The following is an 18,654-nucleotide window of genomic DNA, read 5'->3' as shown; positions in this document are numbered from 1 at the left end:
CGAGAATATACCGACATGAATGCCATATCCCTTGACCTGATGACAGCACTACCGGAAATCGTCGTGCTCGCGATGGCGATGTTTATCCTGTTGCTGGACCTGTTCCTCAAGCCGTCTAGCCGTTTCCTAATTTATGTGCTCTCGCAGCTGACCTTGCTTGCTGCGGCCATCATTACCGTAGTGACCCATTCTACCGTGGTGGAATACGCCTTTAACGGCATGTTCGTGGATGACGCGCTTGCGGATATCCTGAAACTGGGAATCTACTTGGCCACTTCGGTCACCCTGATCTACACCCGCACCTATGTCTCGTTGCGGGGCATGTTCAGGGGCGAGTTCTATGCTTTGGTGCTGTTCTCGACCCTGGGCATGATGGTCATGGTGTCGGGGCAGCATTTCCTCACCTTGTACATCGGCCTGGAATTGCTTTCACTATCCTTGTATGCGTTGGTGGCGCTGGACAGGGACAACGCCAGTTCGACCGAGGCCGCGATGAAGTATTTCGTGCTCGGCGCGCTTGCATCCGGCATGTTGCTGTACGGCATGTCCATGCTCTATGGCGTGACCGGCAGCTTGAATATCGCCGGGGTGGCCGAGGCATTGCTCAATGGCGCGCCGGATCATGGCGTGCTGGTGCTGGGCTTGGTGTTCATTGTCGCCGGCTTGGCTTTCAAGCTTGGCGCGGCGCCGTTCCAGATGTGGGTGCCGGACGTCTATCACGGCTCGCCGACGGCGGTGACCTTGTTTATCGGGTCGGCAACCAAGATAGCGGCCTTCGCCATGGTGGTGCGCCTGTTGATCCAGGCCATGTTCGTGCTCGCGGCGGACTGGCAGGGGATGTTGATCATCATGGCCGTCTTGTCGATGGCGATAGGCAATATTGCCGCGATTGCGCAAACCAATATCAAGCGCATGCTGGCGTACTCGACCATTTCGCATATCGGCTTCCTGCTGCTGGGTTTTTTGAGCGCCAGCCTGAACGGCTATGCCTCGGCGACCTTCTACATCCTGTCGTACGTGCTGATGACATTGGCAGGCTTCGGCGTCATCCTGCTCTTGAGCCGCCAGGGCTTTGAAGCAGATAGACTGGAAGACCTCAAGGGACTGAACCAGCGCAATCCCTGGTATGCCTTCCTGATGTTGCTGGTCATGTTTTCCATGGCAGGCATCCCGCCGACGCTGGGTTTCTACGCCAAGTTCACGGTATTGCAGGCTGCGTTGCAGGCAGGGTTCACGGTACTGGTGGTCTTTGCCGTGCTCATGGCGCTGATTGGCGCCTTCTACTATCTTCGTGTCGTCAAATATGTGTACTTTGACGAGCCGGATGACCGCAGCGCGATTGCGGCACCAATTGACATGAAGCTGGTCTTGAGTATTAATGCTATTGGTTTACTCATACTCGGCATGCTGCCGCAACGTCTCATGGACGCCTGCGCCTATGCCATTATTCACAGCATTCAATAATCAGGTCAGGTACAGCCATACGCTGCGCCTGAAGTGTAGCCTACGTCATGACAATTACGATCCTGTTGCTGCTGGCATTGCTTGCGGCCAACCTGCCTTGGTTTTCCGAGCGCCTGTTTTACCTCATTCCGTTGAAAGGCCAGCGTAAAGCCATTGGCTGGAGCTTGCTGGAGCTAGTCGCACTATATTTCGCGGTCGGCATGATCGCGATTGCAGTTGAGCGCGGCAGCATTGGCCAGGTGGCTGCGCAGGGCTGGGAGTTTTACGCCATCACTTTCAGCTTGTTCATCGTCTTTGCATTCCCGGGTTTCGTATACCGCTATCTCTGGCGCAAGCCCTAGGGACTGCGCCCCCGCCCTATCACACCAAGAGTTCATCTTATGAGTCATCACCGATACGACGACCAGGACCTTGCCGAGGTCACCTTGTCATCCGAGACCATTGCCGAGGGCGGCATGCTGCTGGTTAAGCGCGACCAGGTGCGCGTGCCCTCGGGAGCCACCAGCCAGCGCGAATATGTCATCCATCCCGGCGCGGTGGTGGTAGTTCCCGTGCTGGATAACGGCAATTTATTGCTCGAGCGTCAGTTCCGTTATCCCTTGTCCCGCGTGTTCATCGAGCTGCCTGCCGGCAAGATCGACGCAGGAGAGCCGCACCTGGAAACGGGGAAGCGGGAATTGCTTGAGGAAACAGGCTATACGGCGGCAGAGTGGGTTTATCTTGGCCTGCAGCATCCCTGCATCGGCTATTCCAACGAGGTGATCCACATCTACCTTGCCCGAGGCTTGTCCGCCGGACAGCATAACCGTGATGTGGACGAAGCCTTGCAGTTGTTTGAGGCCAGCTTGGAGCAGTGCCTGCAGATGATACGAAATGGCGAGCTGACCGACGGCAAGACCATCGTCGCATTGTTCCATGCGGAGAAATTTCTCCGCGGCGAATGGCCTGGGAAGGAGCAACGTTGAGCAGGGTATTGATCGCGGGGTGCGGCGATCTCGGCCTTGAGTTGGCTCGCCGCCTGGCGGCGCAAGGACATGAGGTGACGGGATTGCGGCGTTCCGAACAGCCCATGCCCGCCGGCGTGCAAACCCTGATTGCCGATGTCACCCGGCCGGAAACGCTGAAGCCGCTTTCCCACACCCGGCTGGAAATACTGGTGTACTGTGTCGCAGCGACCGAATACAGCGATGAGAATTACCGTCTCAGCTACGTTGAAGGCTTGCGCAATCTATTATCGGCATTGAAGAATGTTCCATTGCAGCATGTGTTTTTTGTCTCCAGCACGGGCGTATATGGCCAGGAAACGGAAGATTGGCTGGATGAGGATACACCGGCCATTGCCTCCGACTTCAGCGGCAGGCGCATGCTGGAGGCAGAGGCCCTGCTGGCGGATTATCCTTCCAGCGTGTTGAGGTTTTCCGGCATCTACGGGCCTGGACGCCTGCGCATGATCACCTTGGCGCAAACGCCGGAGCAGTGGCCGTCAAGGAACGCATGGACCAACCGCATTCACCGGGACGACGGCGCTGCATTTATCGCTTATCTGATACAGCAACGAGCCTATGGGATGCCTGAGCGTCTCTACCTGGTGACGGACAACCAGCCCTTGCCAGTCCATGACCTTCTGCGCTGGCTTGCCGATCAGCAGAACATCGTTTATACAGGCGGTGCAACGCCCCCGGTACAAGGCAATAAGAAATTGAGCAACGCGCGGATGCTGGCGAGCGGTTATCAGTTTATCCACCCGGATTATGTATCGGGATATGGTGCCTTGCTTGCTGCAATGAGCTGACCGGCATTTGCTGTAACAATGAAGAAAACGCCACAAGGGCAGCCTTGTGGCGTTTTTTATTTAGCGGCAGTTCAACATAATCCTTAGGCGGTTCGGGTGATTTTCCCGAAGGGGATATTTTAAATATAGCAATATGCCCCAGCCATTTAGAGGGAGTAGCTCAGGCAGTTTAGCTATAAGCCCTGTAAATATCATGCTTCCCGGCAAGGCTGGGTCACGACATTGGTGTGAATACTTTCCTATCTAATCGGGAATCTTTCATCTGTTGCACTTGTTACAAATTGTTAAAAATTGTTTCTGCCGAGTAACAACCGATCGGCAGGGAGTTTGTAATCAAACCAGAATGAGGAGAAGTATATGAAAGGCAGAGTAACCCACGTCGGTATCAGCGCTGCTGTCAGCAGTCTGCTGGTGCTTGCGACGATGCAAGGTGCTCAGGCAAACCAAGATCTGCAAAATCTGACAAAGAACGCAGACAACTGGGCTTTGCAAACCGGTAACTACACTGGTCAGCACAATAGCACACTGAGCCAAATCAATAAAGGCAACGTCAAGAACCTGAAGGCAGCTTGGTCTTTCTCCACCGGCGTGTTGCACGGTCATGAAGGCGCGCCATTGGTGATTGGCGACATGATGTACATCCACAGTGCGTTCCCTAACAACACATTCGCTGTTAACTTGAATGACCCTGGCGTGATTGCCTGGCAGCACAAGCCAAAGCAAATCGCTTCCGTTAAGGCTGTTGCATGTTGCGACATCGTTAACCGCGGTTTGGCTTACGGCGACGGCAAGATCGTCAAGACTCAGCTGGACGGCAAGCTGGTTGCCCTTGATGCCAAGTCCGGTAAGGTCGTGTGGGAAATCGAAGTATGTGATCCTAAGGTTGGTGCAACACTGACCCAAGCTCCATTCATTGTAAAGAATACTGTTCTGGTTGGCTGCTCCGGTGCTGAGCTGGGTGTTCGTGGTGCTGTTAACTCCTTCAACCTGAAGACCGGCGAACTGCAATGGCGTGCCTTTGCAACTGGTCCTGACGAAGAAGTGCGCTTGGCCAAGAACTTCAACAGCGACAATCCACACTACGGTCAATTCGGCCTGGGTCTGAAGACCTGGGAAGGTGATGCATGGAAGATCGGTGGCGGTACTAACTGGGGTTGGTACGCTTACGATCCTAAGCTGAACCTGTTCTACTACGGTTCCGGTAACCCAGCGCCATGGAACGAAACCATGCGCCCTGGCGACAACAAGTGGACCATGACTATCTGGGCGCGTGACCTGGACACAGGCGAAGCCAAGTGGGGTTACCAAAAGACTCCTCACGACGAGTGGGACTTCGCTGGCGTGAACCAAATGATCCTTTCCGATCACAAGGTTGATGGCAAGGTAACTCCTCTGCTGACCCACATCGACCGTAACGGCATCATGTACACGCTGAACCGTGACAACGGTAACCTGATCCAGGCTGCCAAGGTTGATCCAGCCGTAAACGTGTTCAAGAAAGTTGACCTCAAGACAGGTACGCCAGTACGTGACCCTGAGTTCAGCACACGCATGGACCACAAGAGCACCAACGTATGTCCTTCCGCCATGGGTTTCCACAACCAAGGTCTGGATGCATTGGATCTTGACGAGCCTATCGTTTACGCAGGCCTGAACCACATTTGTATGGATTGGGAGCCGTTCATGCTGCCATACCGTGCCGGTCAGTTCTTCGTAGGTGCAACCCTGGCGATGTACCCTGGACCTAGCGGCCCAACCAAGAAGGAAATGGGTCAAGTACGCGCCATGGACATCGTGACAGGCAAGTACAAGTGGACCAAGTGGGAGAAGTTCGCTGTTTGGGGCGGTACTCTCGCTACCAAGGGCGGCCTGGTTGCCTACAACACGCTTGATGGCTACATCAAGGCCCTGGACAAGGACAACGGCAAGGAACTGTGGAAGTTCAAGATGCCATCCGGTGGTATCGGTGCTCCTATGACCTACCAGTTCAAGGGTAAGCAATACATCGGCTCCATGTACGGTGTAGGTGGTTGGCCTGGCGTTGGTCTGGTATTCGACCTGACCGATCCTAGCGCTGGTCTGGGTGCTGTAGGTGCCTTCAAGGAGCTGCAGAACCACACTCAAATGGGCGGTGGCCTGATGGTGTTCAGCCTGTAATTCAGTAAAAGCAAGCTGATGTGATATTCCGGGGCAGCAGGTCTGCCCCGGTATCTAAGTGAAATTGCGTTTTGGAATTGAGTACACATGCATATTGTTGATAAGAAATCCTGTATCAGTGCTGTTAAAGCCGCATTGGTTGGTGTTGCCGGAATGCTGGCCTTGCAGGCCCAGGCGGCAGATGAGTTGAGAGTATGCGCAGGTAAGGACGAGTTGCCTTACTCAAATGACAAGCAACAGGGCTTTGAGAATGAGATTGCCAAGGTGGTCGGCAAGGCCATGAACCGCAAGGTCTCATTTGTGTGGTGGTCTGATGCGCGCTACTCGGTCAGGGATTTTCTTGACAAGAAGCAGTGTGATGTTTTGCTGGGATTGGACAAGGGCGATCCACGCGTCCTGAATACCAAGACCTACTATAAGTCCGGTTATGTGTTCGTGACACGCAAGGACAGGGAAATAGATATTACCTCCTGGGATCATCCATATCTCAAGGAGCGCAATTTTAGGCTGGGATTCTTACCTGACAGTCCTGCCAAGAACATGATGCTTGAGATCGGCCGTTTTGATGACATGTTCGACTATCTGACCGAGCTGACCGATTTCAAGTCCACGCGTAATCGCTACATCAAGATTGACGAGCGCAAGCTGGTCAATGACGTGATTACCATGAAATTGCATGCTGCTGCCATTTGGGGCCCGACAGTTGCAAAGTATGTGGCGGAATCCCCCACACCGTTGAATATGGTGCTGATCGAAGACAACGCCACGCGTGCCAACGGCAGCAAAATTCCTATGCAGTACGAAGTAGTAATGGGCGTACGGCTTGGCGACGAAGCCTTGAAGGCTGAGTTGGACAATGCCATTACGTCTAGCCAGCAAGAGATTGATGCGATTCTCAAGAGAGAACACATTCCTCTCTTGCCAATCTAGTTTTTTTGTAACTCCGGGGTAGTAAATGTTTAAAAAATTAGCAGTTGTAGGTGGTTTGAGTGTGTTTCTGGCTTCAGGCTTTGCCTTGATGCCTGCACAAGCGGACCTTGATTTCCGTGGCACCATTTCCGGTGAGCCTTTGGACTTTGAAGGCGAAACCGAAAGCCCGCAATTCAAGGAATTCAAGAATACTGGTGTCAATCCGTACAACGGTGACCAAGAAGCCTTGAATAAAGGTTACGTCATCTTCGCAACAGCTTGCTCTGGTTGCCATGGCCACTTGGCTGAAGGCAAGCTGGGCCCTGCATTGTCAGATGATTACTGGACTTATCCAACCAATTTGGAAGACAAGGGCCTGTTTGAAACCATTTATGGTGGGGCGGCTGGTCAAATGGGTCCGCAGCAGGGCTTGCTCGAGCCGGATGAAATTTTGCATGTCATGAGCTGGGTACGCGCTTTGCAAACTGAGCCAGAAAAGGCGAAGAAAGCAGTGGATACCTTTGAGCATCGCAACGGTTAATTTCAGTTAATTGTGCATAGGAATTCTGCCGGAAAGCTGACTGGTGGCCTCCGGCAGATCAGTAGTACCACCAGCAACCATAACACAAGGAGATATCAATGAAACGCGTTTTGACATTAGTAGCAACCGTAGGTGCGATGGTTGCCTCTGGCCTTGCTTTCGCATATGACGGCCAAACCTGTCGTGCTCCTGGCGACTGCTGGCAAGCCAAGCCTGGTTATCCAGAGAAGATTGCTGGTTCTAAGTACGATCCTAAGCACGATGCTGCTGAACTCAGCAAGCAAGAAGCTGCTATCAAGGCAATTGATGAGCGCAATGCTAAGCGTATTGCCAATGCAAAGGCTACCGGCACTTTCAAGTTTGACGTGAAGTAAGCTTGTGATATGTCGAAGGCTGATGTCCGGATACGGACATCAGCCTTTTTACTGAGATGGCAGGCTTGGTTGGTAGTTTATTTAAATGACATTTCCCAAAGTGTCATTCAAATAAAATCTTCAGTCAGCAGGATGCAATGAGATGCAAGAGCAAATAAATCTGAATGAGTGGCGAGAGCGCGCACTGTCATTTGAGCAATCTGCCAATAAGGTCGTGCTTGGACTGGAGAAACAGGTTCGCGCACTGACGATTGCCATTTTCTCGCGCGGACATGTCCTGCTTGAAGGCGACGTCGGGGTTGGCAAGACTACCTTGCTGAAAGCGGCCTCCCGCTTGCTTGGCGGCGCGTATCAACGCATCGAGGGCGCGATCGACCTCATGCCGGGCGATTTTCTCTACCATGCCTATATCGACCAGAATGGCCAGCCTGCCGTGGCGCCTGGACCGTTGTTGCGGCATGAGGAAAACCTGGCCGTATTTTTCTTCAACGAAATCAACCGTGCCCGGCCGCAAGCACATTCGCTATTGCTGAGACTGATGGCTGAGCGCAGCGTCAATGCGTTCAATCGCGACTATTCCTTTCCCCACTTGACGGTCTTTGCCGATAGAAACGGTCTCGAGCGCGAGGAAACGTTCGAGTTGCCAGCCGCGGCGCGCGACCGCTTCTTCATGGAAGTTTCCGTGACCGCGCCGGAGGATAAAGAGCTGCAGCGCGACTTGATGTTCAGTACCCGGTTCCACGATGCGGACGCGCTGATCGAGACGTTGGAGCCAGGCCTGGTTCCCTACGACAAACTGAACGCGGTATCTGCCGCGATCCAGGAAAACGTGCGTTCCGAGCTTGCCTTGCAGGATTATGCAGTCAATATCTGGCAGGCATTGCGCCACCCGGAGCGTATCGGTATCGAGATCGAAGACGTCGATATCAGCCGCTTGGTGGCCGGAGGCGCCAGCCCGCGCGGCATGGCCATGTTGATGCGGGCAGCGCGTACACGCGCCTGGCTGGAAGGCCGCGATTACCTGACTCCGGATGATATCCGTGCTGTTTTCCCTGAAACCGTAGGGCATCGTGTGTTCTTTACGCCGGCGTACGAATTGCGCCGCGATGAAATTGCCCCTGCACTGCTGAGCGGCGTACTCAACAAGATCCCTGCGCCCTAGGTTGCACAGGCCCTGACAGGCAAGCATTATTTTGGCAAGCTTTACACCACAGGAATTCTATTACCACCTCCGCTGGCGTGCCCGCGGTGCCCAGCCGGGAGCCCATGCCACCCGCACACCCGGTAGCGGGACAGATTTTGCCGGGCATGTGCCTTTCATGGACAATCCCGATCCGCGCCGACTGGATTTGCGCGCCAGCCTGTGCGTGATTCCTCGGCGTTACGTGGTGCGCTCTTTCTTCGAGCGCGGGGCGATCGTGGTGTATGCCCTGTTGGACGTATCAGCCTCTATGCGGTTTGCCGGCAATGCCGAAAAGAAGCACTTGCTTGCCGATATTACCGCGGCAATCGCCTGGTCCAGCACCCGTCACGGGGACGCGTTTTCGCTGCTGGCCTGTGATGACGTTGTCCGGCAGGATCTGTTCAGCCCTCCCTCCGCCCGGCGCGGCCTTGCCCAGGAATTGCATCGGAAAATATTGGGCGCGGACATTCGCCCCCAGTCCGGGGCAACAGGCTTGCCGCGCGCGATCGAGCAGGTGCGGCCAAGCCGGTCATTGGTGTTCCTGATTTCCGATTTCCACATGGATGAGGCATTGCTGAGCAATACCTTGACGAGTTTCTCTGCACACGACGTCGTGCCCTTGGTGCTGTGGGACAGCAGCGAATACCGCGACCTTCCCGAATGGGGATGGGCGCGCGTCAGGGATATGGAGGGTCGAGGCGACCGTTCCATTTTCCTGCGGCGCAGCCTCAAGCGCGAAATCGAACAGCGCTACCTGGAACGCAAGAGCGAACTCAAGAAGCTGTGCCGGCAATACGGCGCCCGCGCCCCATTTTTTATTGAAGACAAATTTGATGCCGGCTTGCTGACGCGTCATCTTTTGGAGGCTAGTTGATGAGACGTGTATTGTTGTCTTTGTTATTCCTGACCTTGCCTGCTTTTGCCGCGGAAAAGAGCATCAATGCGCAATCGTTCGTGCGCGACATCGGCTACCGTGTCGGCGATATCGTCGAGCAACGGGTAGAGGTCGTAGTGCCAGCAGGCTTTGAGTTCGATGAAAGCTCGTTGCCAAAGCGCCTCGGGGCGGGCGCCCATATCGAGTTGCGCGATGTCGCGCATAAAACCGAGAACACCGGCAAGGGGGTCAAGCATACCCTCCTGTTCGATTGGCAGGTATTCCGCACCCTGCGGGATGTCCGGCCGATTCCATTGCGCGCCCTGGATTTGCAGTTCCGCAAAGGAGATGAGATCCTCGTGGCGCGTCTGCAGCCAGCCGAAGTCCTGATGGCTCCCATGCTGCCCACGATGCTGACCAAGGAGCAGGCGACGCCGCGTGAGGCCATCGCGCCTAAGGCGCAGCCGCTGGAGCCTATCCTGCAGCAAATAGGCTGGTCTATCGTCGGGCTCTTGGTCGCTGTTCTTTATTTTGCCTGGCGGTTCGACTATCTGCCTTTCCGCGGCAAGCATGCCAGCCCTTTCCGCAAGGCCGCGCGGGAAATCCGCCGCCTGCGCAACCAGCAAGGCGGGTTGCAGGCATCGATCCGGATTTTGAGCCGTGCGTTCAATGACTATGCCAATGCTGCCGTCACCCAGGAAGGCCTCAAGCAATTCTTTGCCAAGCATCCTGAAACGCAGCAATTCCAGGCTGAGATAGAAAAATTCTTCCTGGCGACGCAACAGATGTTCTTTGCGGGCAAGGCCGACACCATCAGCAAGACCGAGGTGGAAAAGCTGGCACGCCAGCTGAGCCTGATGGAGACGCCGTGAGCGAGTTTCTCCAGAACGCGGGCGCCGGGCTGCAAGCGCCGGGCTGGCTGGCGTTGTTGCTGCTGGCTTTGGTGCCATTGCTGGTGCGCGGCCATGCCGCATTTCCCTACCCATCCATCCTGCGCTTGCCCGAGGATGAGCTGTCGCTGTGGATAGAACGCTTTTGGCGCTGGGCGGGGGCGTTGGCTATTGCGGCAATGGCGATAGCATTGGCCGGGCCGTATTGGGGCGAGCAACAGCTGGAAAAGGTCGGCCGTGGTGCGCACGTCATGATCGTGCTGGACCGCAGTGCGAGTATGAACGACAGTTTCGCCGACTCCGCCAAGAGCGATAGCGAATCGAAAATGGCGGCGGCACGCCGTGTCCTGCAGTCTTTTGTGAGCCAGAGCCGCGAGGATCTGCTGGGCATGGTGACGTTCAGCACCTCTCCCATCTTGGTTGCGCCCCTGGGCGGCGACCGAGAGGCGGTGCTGGCCGCATTGCGTGCCACGGAAGCGGGCGGCATGGGCTTTACCGCGGTGGCGCGCGGCCTCGGCATGGCGCTGGATTATTTCGAAGGGCGCCCGGTTACCGGCGCACGAGCGATCCTGCTGGTTTCCGATGGCGGCGCGCATCTGGACGTGAAGACGCAGGATTTGCTGCGCGAAATGTTCCATCGCCAGGGCGCTTCCCTATATTGGGTTTACCTGCGTTCTGCCAATGGCGTCAGCATCAAGAATGCGCCTGAGGATGAGGACCTCGATGCTTATCCCGAGCATCAGTTGCATGATTACTTCAAAACGTTGGGCGTGAACTACCACATATACGAAGCGGAAAGCCCAAAAGCGGTGGAAGAGGCGCTGACCGACATCGCCGAGCTCAAGAACCAGCCTGTGAAGTATTACGAAGCCGCTGCGCGCCAGGATTTGAGCTGGATATTCTATTTATTGTCGCTGTTGTGTGCCGCAGCATTATTTGCCCTACATCTGACGGAGGTTAAGAGATGGCGCGCCGTTTAAGGCTATTTCCGTGGATGTTGCTCTTGTTGGTGCTGGCTACGGCGGGCCTGATCTGGAGCAGCGTGAGTCTGTACCGTGCAGGAATTTACAACCAGAAGCTGGAAGCAGGAGAGCCGCAGTCAGGCAAGTCCGCGCGCGAGTTGTTTGCCGATGCCTGGCTGCTGGCAGAGCAGGGGCAAACCGAACAGGCGCTCGAGCTCTATGTCGAAGCCGCCGCCAAGGGGGGGGAGGAGCTGCGCAAAGCCGCCTATTTCAATTCCGGCAACCTGTATCTTGCCCAGAGCGTGGATATCCTCGAAAGCGAAGGCTACGTTTCCTGGGACAAGGTTGGGCCGTTGATGTCGTTGTGCAAGGAGAACTACAGCAAGGCGCTCCTCATCGATCCCGAATGGATCGAGGCCAAATACAACCTGGAGCTTGCTTTGCGCTTGTCGCCGTCGTTTGCCGGGGTGAAGACGCCAAACCGCTATAACGAGGATGACGATGAGGTGAAGGAAGACGAAAAGCGCCCTGACGGCTGGCCGTCGATTCCCGGTTTTCCTAGAGGGATGCCTTGATTTTGCAGCGCTTTAAATTTTCCAGCCTGAACCTGCGCGGCCGCATGATGCTGGCAAGCGTGGTGTTGCTCGCGATTACCATGCTGAGCCCCAGCGCCACGTTGCCGCGGCGGGTGTTCGATTGGTTTTTCGTGCTGGATATCACCCAAAGCATGAACGTGCGTGACTATACGCTGGACGGGAAGAGCATCAGCCGGCTGGAGCTCTCCAAGAAAGCCATGCGCGAAGCATTGCGCGACCTGCCTTGCGGCTCCACCGTCGCCCTTGGCATGTTTACCGAACGCGGAACGCAGAACATCGTGCGGCCGCTAGAGGTCTGTGCGCATTTCTCCGCGCTGGACCAAACCATAGACCACATGGATTGGCGCATGGCCTGGGCTGCGGATTCGTTTATTACCCACGGGGTGTTGAGCGGCATCGAGCAGGCAGCCAAGCTTGGGCCCGACGTGTACCTGGCATTCTTTACCGACGGGCACCAGGCGCCGCCATCCAACCCTGATTATTTGCCCAAGTTCGAGGGCAAGCCGGGCGAAGTCGGCGGCATATTGGTCGGTACAGGCAAGGAAGAGTTGAGCAGGATTCCCAAGCTGGACGAGCACGACAACATCATTGGCTATTGGGAATTGGAAGAAGTGATGCGTTTTGCCACGTTCGGCATGTTCACATCCAAGTCTGTCCATGAAATGGAAAAGGACATGGAAGTGGAGGAGGACGATGACGGCCTTAACCGCCGTAATGCATCCCATGGCCGCAACCCGGCAGAAGATACAAAAGCCAACCTTTCCGGGCTGAATGAAAAAGAACTGAAGCAATTGGCCGAAACCACAGGCCTTAAATATAAACGCTTGGATGCGCCGCATGGATTCGCGCGTGATGCCACCGCAACCGGCATGGCGACTTGGCGGTCGGGCAAGACCGACCTCAGGCCATGGTTCGCCTTGCCAGCACTTTTATTGATTTTGGCGTTCTTTATGCCGCCAAGGTTTTTCGATTTCGTTCAACAACATTTGAGGTTCAAGAAAAGATGAAATTATTAATTGCAATACTCAGCCTTGCCATTGCCGCGCCTGTATTCGCTCACGGCCCCACCCCGCGCAAGACGGATGAGGCGGTGGTAGTCAAGGCCGCCCCGGACGCGGTCTGGGCCAAGATTGCCGAGCCTTGCGGCATTGCCAAGTGGCATCCTGAAGTCAAGGCATGCGAGGCAGTCGACGACAAGACCGCCAACCTGACCTTGCAAAACGGAGGCAAGATCCAGCAGCAGGTGGATGAGCTGGATGTCGCCAACAAGACATTGTCATACCGCCTGGGCGGCGAGATCGCACTCGAGGCATTGCCGGTAAGTTCTCTGACCGGCCGCATCAAGGTGGAAGCTGATGGCAGCAACTCCAAGGTAAGCTGGATGGCGCGTTTCTACCGTTTCGATACCGGTAACGAGCCGCCTGAAGGCCAGGACGATGAGACTGCGCAAAATGCGGTAGACAGCTTTATCAAGGCTGGCCTGGCAGGCCTGGAGTCCGGCAAGTAAGCAGGCAAGCATTCGAGGAAGCAAAGGGCAGGGTCCACCTGCCCTTTTTTATTGGCGCTCGCCAATATCAGGCGGACTGTATAAGCAGGCTGTCGCCGATAAGCCGGATGCTTTCCAGCAGGGCTCGCTGGTGCGACGGCTGGGTATAAGGGTTCATGAATGTGCACCGTAGCCAGATATGGCTGTCGATATTAACCTGGCTCAAATGGAATAATCCCTGTTGCAGCAGCCTTTTTCGAATATCCGCCTGTAAGGCATTCAACGTTGCCATATCCAATGCGGCATTGCCCAAATAGCGGAAGCAGACAATATTGGTCTGCGGCAGCATCAATAAGGAAAAGTGTTGGGTTTTGGCGACAAGGCCGGCAAACTGTCCAGCCAGGGAGAATACATGCTCGATTAAGGTCGCTATTCCCTGCCTGCCGTAGAGCTTGAAAGCCGCCAGCAATTTCAGCCCCATCATGCGCTTGGTGCATTCCAAGGTGCGGCGGCTGGTATTGAAACCCATTGCTTCTATGTCGTCGTCCTCATGAAACAGGTAAGAGGCGTCCTGCGAGAACGCGCTATAGCTGCTGGCAGCGTCGCGGAACAGCACGGCAGAGACCGTGGCGGGCATGTACAACAGCTTATGCGCATCCCAGGTGACGGAATCCGCCAGCGCCATGCCTTCCAGTTTTTTGCGATGATCTGCCGAAAGCAGTGCCGAGGCCCCGTGAGCGGCATCGACATGCATCCAAAGGCCGTGCGAGCGGCAATATTCCCCTATTGCCTGCAAAGGGTCGATACTGCCGGTCGCTGTGCAGCCTGCGGTCGCCACCACCGCCATGACGGTTTCCTGCCGTGCTGTGCACATGTCATACGCTTGCCTCAAGGCCTCGGTGGACATTTTTCCTTCCGCATCCACTGCTACAGGGAGGACCGCTTCCGTTCCTAGCCCCATGATGCCTGCGGCACGGCTGATGGAGTAATGCGAAAGCGCTGACGTGAGGATGCGCAGCCGCGGCGCAGTGTCGATGCCCTTGTTCCAGATGCTGTTCCCCGCCTTTTGTCGCGCTGCCAGCAGGGCGGTGAGATTGGCCTGGCTGCCGCCCGAGGTCAGCACGCCAGATCCTTCAGGCCAACCGATTAAGGTATTGAGCCAGCGGATGACTTGGCGCTCTATGAGCGTAGCCGCCGGGCCTGCCTCGTAGACCGCCATGGCCTGGTTGCTCAGTGCAGCCACCAGGTCGGAAAGCGCTGCCATGGGCAAGGGCGGCGCTGCCTGGTGCGCCATGCTGTGCGGGTGGTGCATCGCGAGGTTGCGGGGCAATATTGCCTGTCGAATCCAATCGGCGAAATCTTCAGGACGAAGTTCTGGATGCTCCGGCATGGTTTCCTGCCATGCTTGTTCCGCCTCAAGCGGAGGCTGCCATTGGATGAGGCCGGCATCGCCGCTCAACTCGCTGGCGAGCTGTTCGGCCAGCATGTCGATCAATGCATGGCCGCTGGCACGGAACTGTTCAGGGTCGAACAGGGGGGCGAGCCCTGGCAAGCTCATGACAGGCTGGAGCCGCGCTTCCTGAACCATCCGGTCAGGCTGATGCGTGGCTGGGACGCTGGAAGCACTTCATGCCAGAACTTGCCGGATAGAAACGCGACCAGCGTGCCGCCAAGCGGTACGGTGTCGATATAAGGCTCGGGTTCTTTCCCATCCAGGTAGAGGCGCAGCTGGCCGCCGTATTCCTCTTTCCAGTCTTCGTTTAAATAGAGAATGCAGCTGACCTGCCGCTCTTCGTTGCCACGAAACTGATCCAGGTGCTTGTTGTAAATCGCGCCCGGAGGATAGATGGCAAAGTGGTTTTCAAGCTCGAACAGGCCCAGGAACAGGTGGCGGTTGAGCGATTCGCGCAGGGTTTCCATGATGGCGGAAAACTCTTGCTGCACCGGGCTGGCATCGGCATGGTCCAGCCAATGAATCAGGTCGCCGCGCACTTTGCTATCCAATTGGTTTTTTTCAGCCTTGCCTATGGTGGCGCGCCGCAGCTTGCCGGCTTCCTGCAGCGCCATGGCTTCAGTACGCAATGATTGAATAAACGTGTCAGGCAGGAATCCGGGCACGATCGCGTAGCCTCGTTCGGCAATGCCGTCAGTAATTTGGTCGATATGGTGGCTGGCTGTGGCAAAAGGAAGCATGAAGAACCTTGGTTTGAGCTTAGTCATTATTATAGCGGCGTGTTCTCCGCGCATGCAGGCTTAGATTTTTGGCATTCAGGATTGCGAACCCAGGGGCATTGCGCTAAAATGCGCAGCTCTCTTGTTTTCAAGAGCAAATAGACCCGTAGCTCAGCTGGTTAGAGCGCTGCCTTGACATGGCAGAGGTCGATGGTTCGAGTCCATTCGGGTCTACCAATATTCCAAAGCCACCAGTCGGTGGCTTTTTGCTTTTGCCCTTTCTAATTAATTTGGTTGTATGTAGCCATTGGCTACAGCCATATGGGGATGTATACAACCATCATCCAATCATTAACTAATCCCACTTCATTAATTTACCAATAAAAACAGTTGGTTATTATGTCATTGCCCTGATGGCTTAACTTTTGCTGGGTTGCTCTCCAAGCTGGCTGGAAAGCCAGTATTCATTAGAAAAAACAAGATGATGGATATGGAGAAGGAGAGCGTGTTGACACAAGTCAAGCTGGGAAGCATTCGCCAGCATAAAGTCATTTATGCATTACTGTTAATGCTGGGGGCTTCTGTAGAGTTGGCGATTGCCGCAGAAGAAGGGGAAGCAAATATTGCAGCAGAGGAGGGGAATGCGGTTCCCGAGCCCGCCATCAGGGTGGAGGAGATCGTGATCCGGGCGCCGCGGGTCCGCATCGTTAGCCCATTGCCTGGCGTAGGCATTGACCGGGAGCAGGCCGCAACCAATATTCAAAGCGCGACCGGAAAGGAAATCTCGGAGTCGCGGACGATCAACATTACCGAATTCATGAACAATAACATGCAGTCGGTGAGCATCAATGATTACGCAGGCAATCCTTTCCAGCAGGATCTCAACTTTCGTGGCTTTACCGCCTCACCCATGCTGGGCACCCCGCAAGGCATTTCCGTTTATCTGGATGGCGTGCGGGTCAATGAGGCCTTTGGCGATGTCGTGAATTGGGATTTATTGCCCATGAACGCGATTGCGTCCATGGACCTCTTGCCTGGCTCAAGCCCATTGTTCGGGCTGAATACTTTGGGGGGGGCGCTTGCCATTCGTACCAAGACTGGTTTTACCGATAATTTCTTGCGCGGGGAAGTCGTCTCTGGCGCTTGGGGACGCCAGCAGGTCCAGCTTTCTAATGGCATCAATAATGGCGTCCTGGGATTGTTCACGGCCTATAACCACTTCGAGGAAGACGGCTGGAGACGCAATTCGCCCAGCAATCTTCGCCAGCTATACAACAACGCGAGTTTGAAGCTGCCCAAAGGCGAGCTCAACTTCAGCGTGCTCAATGTGGATACCGCATTGACCGGCAACGGCCTGTTGCCTTTCGAAATGGCGGAGACCAACCGTAAATGGGTGTTCACCTCTCCCGATGAGTCCACCAACAAACTGGATCATTACAACCTGAATGGTCGCTGGGACGTAAGTGATAATTTTGTCATCTCTGCCCTGGCTTATAAGCGCAAGATGCGCCAGTCCGCGATGAATGGCGATTTTTATGATGAGTATCAGCAGCTTGTTAGCCGGTTGCATATTGATTACATCAATGGGCGGTTCAATCTTTCCGACCTGAACCAGGACAGTTTCGGGTTGACCTTGCAAGCGGCATGGGATGTGGGAAACCATCAAATAGTGTTTGGAGGAAGCTTTGACAAGAACAAGGTCAAATTCAAACAACAGGAAATGTACGGCGAGCTTGACGCTGACCGTCAAGTCAACAATGTCAGGGATGAAGGGTATTACTGGGACGGGCTGTATGCGGCAAAGTATCCTGTATTGCGCAATGACTTGAAAGGGCACAGTACAACGAAAAGCTTATTTTTCAGCGACACCTGGTCTCCCAAGGACAATCTGCACATCACTTACGGCACGAGGTTTAACTGGTCGCATGTGGTGAACGAGCTGATGTCCGACTTCGGCAATGATCTTTATCAGTTTGAAATCAACCCTGCAAATCCGTTGAATGGAAATAGCGGCAGGTTGCTGGACCCAAGAAGGCAGCGTTGCCCGTTGCCCGGCGACCCCTTTGTCACATTTGCCCGTTTTGTCTGTACTGATGGGGATTACAAGTACAAAAGTTTCAATCCTTCCATTGGGGTAGTCTGGGAGGCGATCGAGAGCCTGAGCGTTTATGGAAATATCAGCCGGGGTGCGCGCATTCCTACGATAGTCGAGCTTGGCTGCGCGCGTGACCATACTAAGGATAACCAGCCCGGCAGCACCAATTTTCAGTACGGCTGTTCGATTCCCACTTCTTTATCTGCGGATCCTTATTTGAAGCAGGTGCGCTCAACTTCATACGAGATCGGCCTGCGTGGCAATCATAGTGGGATGACCTGGAATGCCGGACTCTTCAGAACGGAGCTTAAAGACGACATTCTGTTCATGCCCTTGGGACGGAAAAATCGTGGCGTATTCGACAACTTCGGCGAAACCCTGCGCCAGGGCATAGAAATGGGCTTCAGGGGAGAAGCGGGCAAGAGCCGGTTCGGCGTTAATTACACTTATCTACTGGCTACGTTCGAGTCGCCAGCCAATGCCATCAATCCCAATAACAGCAGCAATACCGCTCCGCAGACTTTGCAGTCCTACGTGAATATTGAGCCGGGGGACAGCCTGTCCGGGATGCCGAGGCATATTGTGCAGGCCAATTGGAATTACCGTTTCAGCGACAGGTTTGATGCCACGTTGAATATGATCATGCATTCATTCTCTTATGTACGTGGAAATGAGAATAATGAACATAGACCAAGGGCGGCCACGCACGCCGGCTATCCCGGAGATGCGCAATATGCTGACCGCGACCCTTACGACTACATTGGCAAAGGCACTATCCCGGGCTATGCCATATTCAACTTGCGGGCTACTTATAAGTTTGACTATGGCATGACGCTGTTTGTAAAGGCGGACAATATTTTCAATAAGGAATATGCCACCGCTGGAGATTTGGGACGCAGCCCGTTCGGTTCGAATGGAGTCTTTAACCCGAACAATGCTGAATGGCAGAACACCACATTCATCGGACCCGGCGCTCCCCGTGCTATCTGGTGTGGGTTGGCGTTTGACCTCAACTGGAAAAAGCTTTCCGCCAATCAGGGTAACCCAAAATAGAGCGGTTGGTTGTTGGTGGTTGTGAATAACCGTATTGGTTGCTTGCAGCCGAAATTGGCAAGGGGAATTTTCCCCGCCGGATTTTTCCTTCTTTGGTTTGAATAGT

General features: G+C 54.9%; 18 protein-coding genes and 1 tRNA gene. 17 read left to right on the top strand and 2 right to left on the bottom strand.

What is annotated here, in order from left to right:
• Nucleotides 1–15: 15 nt before the first annotated feature.
• The 15 genes from nuoN (at nt 16) to ACWXTG_RS07195 (ending at nt 13,249) form a co-directional block, all read left to right on the top strand.
• The gene (gene nuoN / locus ACWXTG_RS07265) at nt 16–1,464 is read left to right on the top strand and encodes an NADH-quinone oxidoreductase subunit NuoN (RefSeq protein WP_309566650.1); all 1,449 of its coding nucleotides are present in this window, start codon (nt 16–18) and stop codon (nt 1,462–1,464) included.
• 47 nt (nt 1,465–1,511) lie between these two features.
• A complete protein-coding gene (locus ACWXTG_RS07260) occupies nt 1,512–1,805 on the top strand; it encodes a DUF2818 family protein (protein WP_309566648.1) in 294 nt (97 codons plus the stop codon).
• A 39-nt stretch (nt 1,806–1,844) separates the two neighbouring features.
• The gene (locus ACWXTG_RS07255) at nt 1,845–2,429 is read left to right on the top strand and encodes an NUDIX hydrolase (RefSeq protein ID WP_309566646.1); all 585 of its coding nucleotides are present in this window, start codon (nt 1,845–1,847) and stop codon (nt 2,427–2,429) included.
• The gene (locus ACWXTG_RS07250) at nt 2,426–3,256 is read left to right on the top strand and encodes an SDR family oxidoreductase (protein ID WP_309566644.1); all 831 of its coding nucleotides are present in this window, start codon (nt 2,426–2,428) and stop codon (nt 3,254–3,256) included. Before ACWXTG_RS07255 ends, ACWXTG_RS07250 begins: the two co-directional genes overlap by 4 nt.
• Nucleotides 3,257–3,613: 357 nt before the next feature.
• Nucleotides 3,614–5,413, top strand: a complete 1,800-nt coding sequence (locus ACWXTG_RS07245; RefSeq protein ID WP_309566642.1) for a methanol/ethanol family PQQ-dependent dehydrogenase — start codon at nt 3,614–3,616, stop codon at nt 5,411–5,413.
• A gap of 87 nt (nt 5,414–5,500) precedes the next feature.
• Complete coding sequence (gene moxJ, locus ACWXTG_RS07240) at nt 5,501–6,343, top strand: methanol oxidation system protein MoxJ (protein WP_309566641.1); 843 nt, start codon at nt 5,501–5,503, stop codon at nt 6,341–6,343.
• Between the two features lie 25 nt (nt 6,344–6,368).
• Entirely contained in the window at nt 6,369–6,863 is a 495-nt protein-coding gene (gene moxG / locus ACWXTG_RS07235; protein ID WP_405029521.1) for a cytochrome c(L), periplasmic, read from the top strand.
• A gap of 98 nt (nt 6,864–6,961) precedes the next feature.
• Nucleotides 6,962–7,237, top strand: coding sequence for a methanol dehydrogenase (locus ACWXTG_RS07230; RefSeq protein WP_309566638.1), 276 nt, complete (start codon nt 6,962–6,964; stop codon nt 7,235–7,237).
• A 142-nt stretch (nt 7,238–7,379) separates the two neighbouring features.
• Nucleotides 7,380–8,399, top strand: a complete 1,020-nt coding sequence (locus ACWXTG_RS07225) for an AAA family ATPase (protein WP_309566637.1) — start codon at nt 7,380–7,382, stop codon at nt 8,397–8,399.
• Nucleotides 8,400–8,430: 31 nt separating this feature from the next.
• Nucleotides 8,431–9,294, top strand: coding sequence for a DUF58 domain-containing protein (locus ACWXTG_RS07220; RefSeq protein WP_480221191.1), 864 nt, complete (start codon nt 8,431–8,433; stop codon nt 9,292–9,294).
• Entirely contained in the window at nt 9,294–10,166 is an 873-nt protein-coding gene (locus ACWXTG_RS07215; RefSeq protein ID WP_309566635.1) for a hypothetical protein, read from the top strand. Before ACWXTG_RS07220 ends, ACWXTG_RS07215 begins: the two co-directional genes overlap by 1 nt.
• Complete coding sequence (locus tag ACWXTG_RS07210; RefSeq protein ID WP_309566634.1) at nt 10,163–11,164, top strand: vWA domain-containing protein; 1,002 nt, start codon at nt 10,163–10,165, stop codon at nt 11,162–11,164. Before ACWXTG_RS07215 ends, ACWXTG_RS07210 begins: the two co-directional genes overlap by 4 nt.
• 14 nt (nt 11,165–11,178) lie before the next feature.
• Nucleotides 11,179–11,721, top strand: a complete 543-nt coding sequence (locus tag ACWXTG_RS07205) for a hypothetical protein (protein ID WP_480221190.1) — start codon at nt 11,179–11,181, stop codon at nt 11,719–11,721.
• Between the two features lie 2 nt (nt 11,722–11,723).
• On the top strand, nt 11,724–12,749 hold the full coding sequence (locus tag ACWXTG_RS07200) for a vWA domain-containing protein (RefSeq protein ID WP_309566632.1): 1,026 nt from the start codon (nt 11,724–11,726) through the stop codon (nt 12,747–12,749).
• Nucleotides 12,746–13,249: an SRPBCC family protein gene (locus ACWXTG_RS07195; protein WP_309566631.1), complete on the top strand. Its 504-nt coding sequence runs from the start codon at nt 12,746–12,748 to the stop codon at nt 13,247–13,249. The genes ACWXTG_RS07200 and ACWXTG_RS07195 overlap by 4 nt, the downstream gene beginning before the upstream one ends.
• A 67-nt stretch (nt 13,250–13,316) precedes the next feature.
• Here the strand turns inward: ACWXTG_RS07195 and ACWXTG_RS07190 are convergent, their stop codons facing one another.
• Entirely contained in the window at nt 13,317–14,786 is a 1,470-nt protein-coding gene (locus ACWXTG_RS07190) for a pyridoxal phosphate-dependent decarboxylase family protein (RefSeq protein WP_309566630.1), read from the bottom strand.
• The gene (locus ACWXTG_RS07185; protein ID WP_309566629.1) at nt 14,783–15,421 is read right to left on the bottom strand and encodes a 2OG-Fe(II) oxygenase; all 639 of its coding nucleotides are present in this window, start codon (nt 15,419–15,421) and stop codon (nt 14,783–14,785) included. Before ACWXTG_RS07185 ends, ACWXTG_RS07190 begins: the two co-directional genes overlap by 4 nt.
• A 139-nt stretch (nt 15,422–15,560) precedes the next feature.
• On the opposite strand from ACWXTG_RS07185, the gene ACWXTG_RS07180 reads away from it, so the two are divergent.
• A tRNA-Val gene (locus ACWXTG_RS07180) sits at nt 15,561–15,637 on the top strand.
• Nucleotides 15,638–15,881: 244 nt separating this feature from the next.
• Nucleotides 15,882–18,548 carry a TonB-dependent receptor gene (locus ACWXTG_RS07175; protein ID WP_309566628.1) on the top strand — a complete coding sequence of 889 codons (2,667 nt, stop codon included), beginning with the start codon at nt 15,882–15,884 and terminating at the stop codon, nt 18,546–18,548.
• Nucleotides 18,549–18,654 lie beyond the last annotated feature (106 nt).

The sequence above is a fragment of the Methylobacillus sp. DLP286 genome (assembly GCF_056636515.1).
The sequence above is the reverse complement of the archived record's forward strand: the minus strand, read 5'-3'. Positions and strand labels throughout refer to the sequence as shown.

Excerpts from the sequence above, each read along its gene's own strand:
- ACWXTG_RS07195 (WP_309566631.1), top strand. The coding sequence starts at position 12,746 with ATGAAATTATTAATTGCAATACTCAGCCTTGCCATTGCCGCGCCTGTA.
- ACWXTG_RS07175 (WP_309566628.1), top strand. The coding sequence starts at position 15,882 with ATGATGGATATGGAGAAGGAGAGCGTGTTGACACAAGTCAAGCTGGGA.
- ACWXTG_RS07185 (WP_309566629.1), bottom strand. The coding sequence starts at position 15,421 with ATGCTTCCTTTTGCCACAGCCAGCCACCATATCGACCAAATTACTGAC.
- ACWXTG_RS07215 (WP_309566635.1), top strand. The coding sequence starts at position 9,294 with ATGAGACGTGTATTGTTGTCTTTGTTATTCCTGACCTTGCCTGCTTTT.
- moxG (WP_405029521.1), top strand. The coding sequence starts at position 6,369 with ATGTTTAAAAAATTAGCAGTTGTAGGTGGTTTGAGTGTGTTTCTGGCT.
- ACWXTG_RS07255 (WP_309566646.1), top strand. The coding sequence starts at position 1,845 with ATGAGTCATCACCGATACGACGACCAGGACCTTGCCGAGGTCACCTTG.
- ACWXTG_RS07230 (WP_309566638.1), top strand. The coding sequence starts at position 6,962 with ATGAAACGCGTTTTGACATTAGTAGCAACCGTAGGTGCGATGGTTGCC.
- moxJ (WP_309566641.1), top strand. The coding sequence starts at position 5,501 with ATGCATATTGTTGATAAGAAATCCTGTATCAGTGCTGTTAAAGCCGCA.
- ACWXTG_RS07260 (WP_309566648.1), top strand. The coding sequence starts at position 1,512 with ATGACAATTACGATCCTGTTGCTGCTGGCATTGCTTGCGGCCAACCTG.
- ACWXTG_RS07205 (WP_480221190.1), top strand. The coding sequence starts at position 11,179 with ATGTTGCTCTTGTTGGTGCTGGCTACGGCGGGCCTGATCTGGAGCAGC.
- ACWXTG_RS07190 (WP_309566630.1), bottom strand. The coding sequence starts at position 14,786 with ATGAGCTTGCCAGGGCTCGCCCCCCTGTTCGACCCTGAACAGTTCCGT.
- ACWXTG_RS07225 (WP_309566637.1), top strand. The coding sequence starts at position 7,380 with ATGCAAGAGCAAATAAATCTGAATGAGTGGCGAGAGCGCGCACTGTCA.
- ACWXTG_RS07245 (WP_309566642.1), top strand. The coding sequence starts at position 3,614 with ATGAAAGGCAGAGTAACCCACGTCGGTATCAGCGCTGCTGTCAGCAGT.
- nuoN (WP_309566650.1), top strand. The coding sequence starts at position 16 with ATGAATGCCATATCCCTTGACCTGATGACAGCACTACCGGAAATCGTC.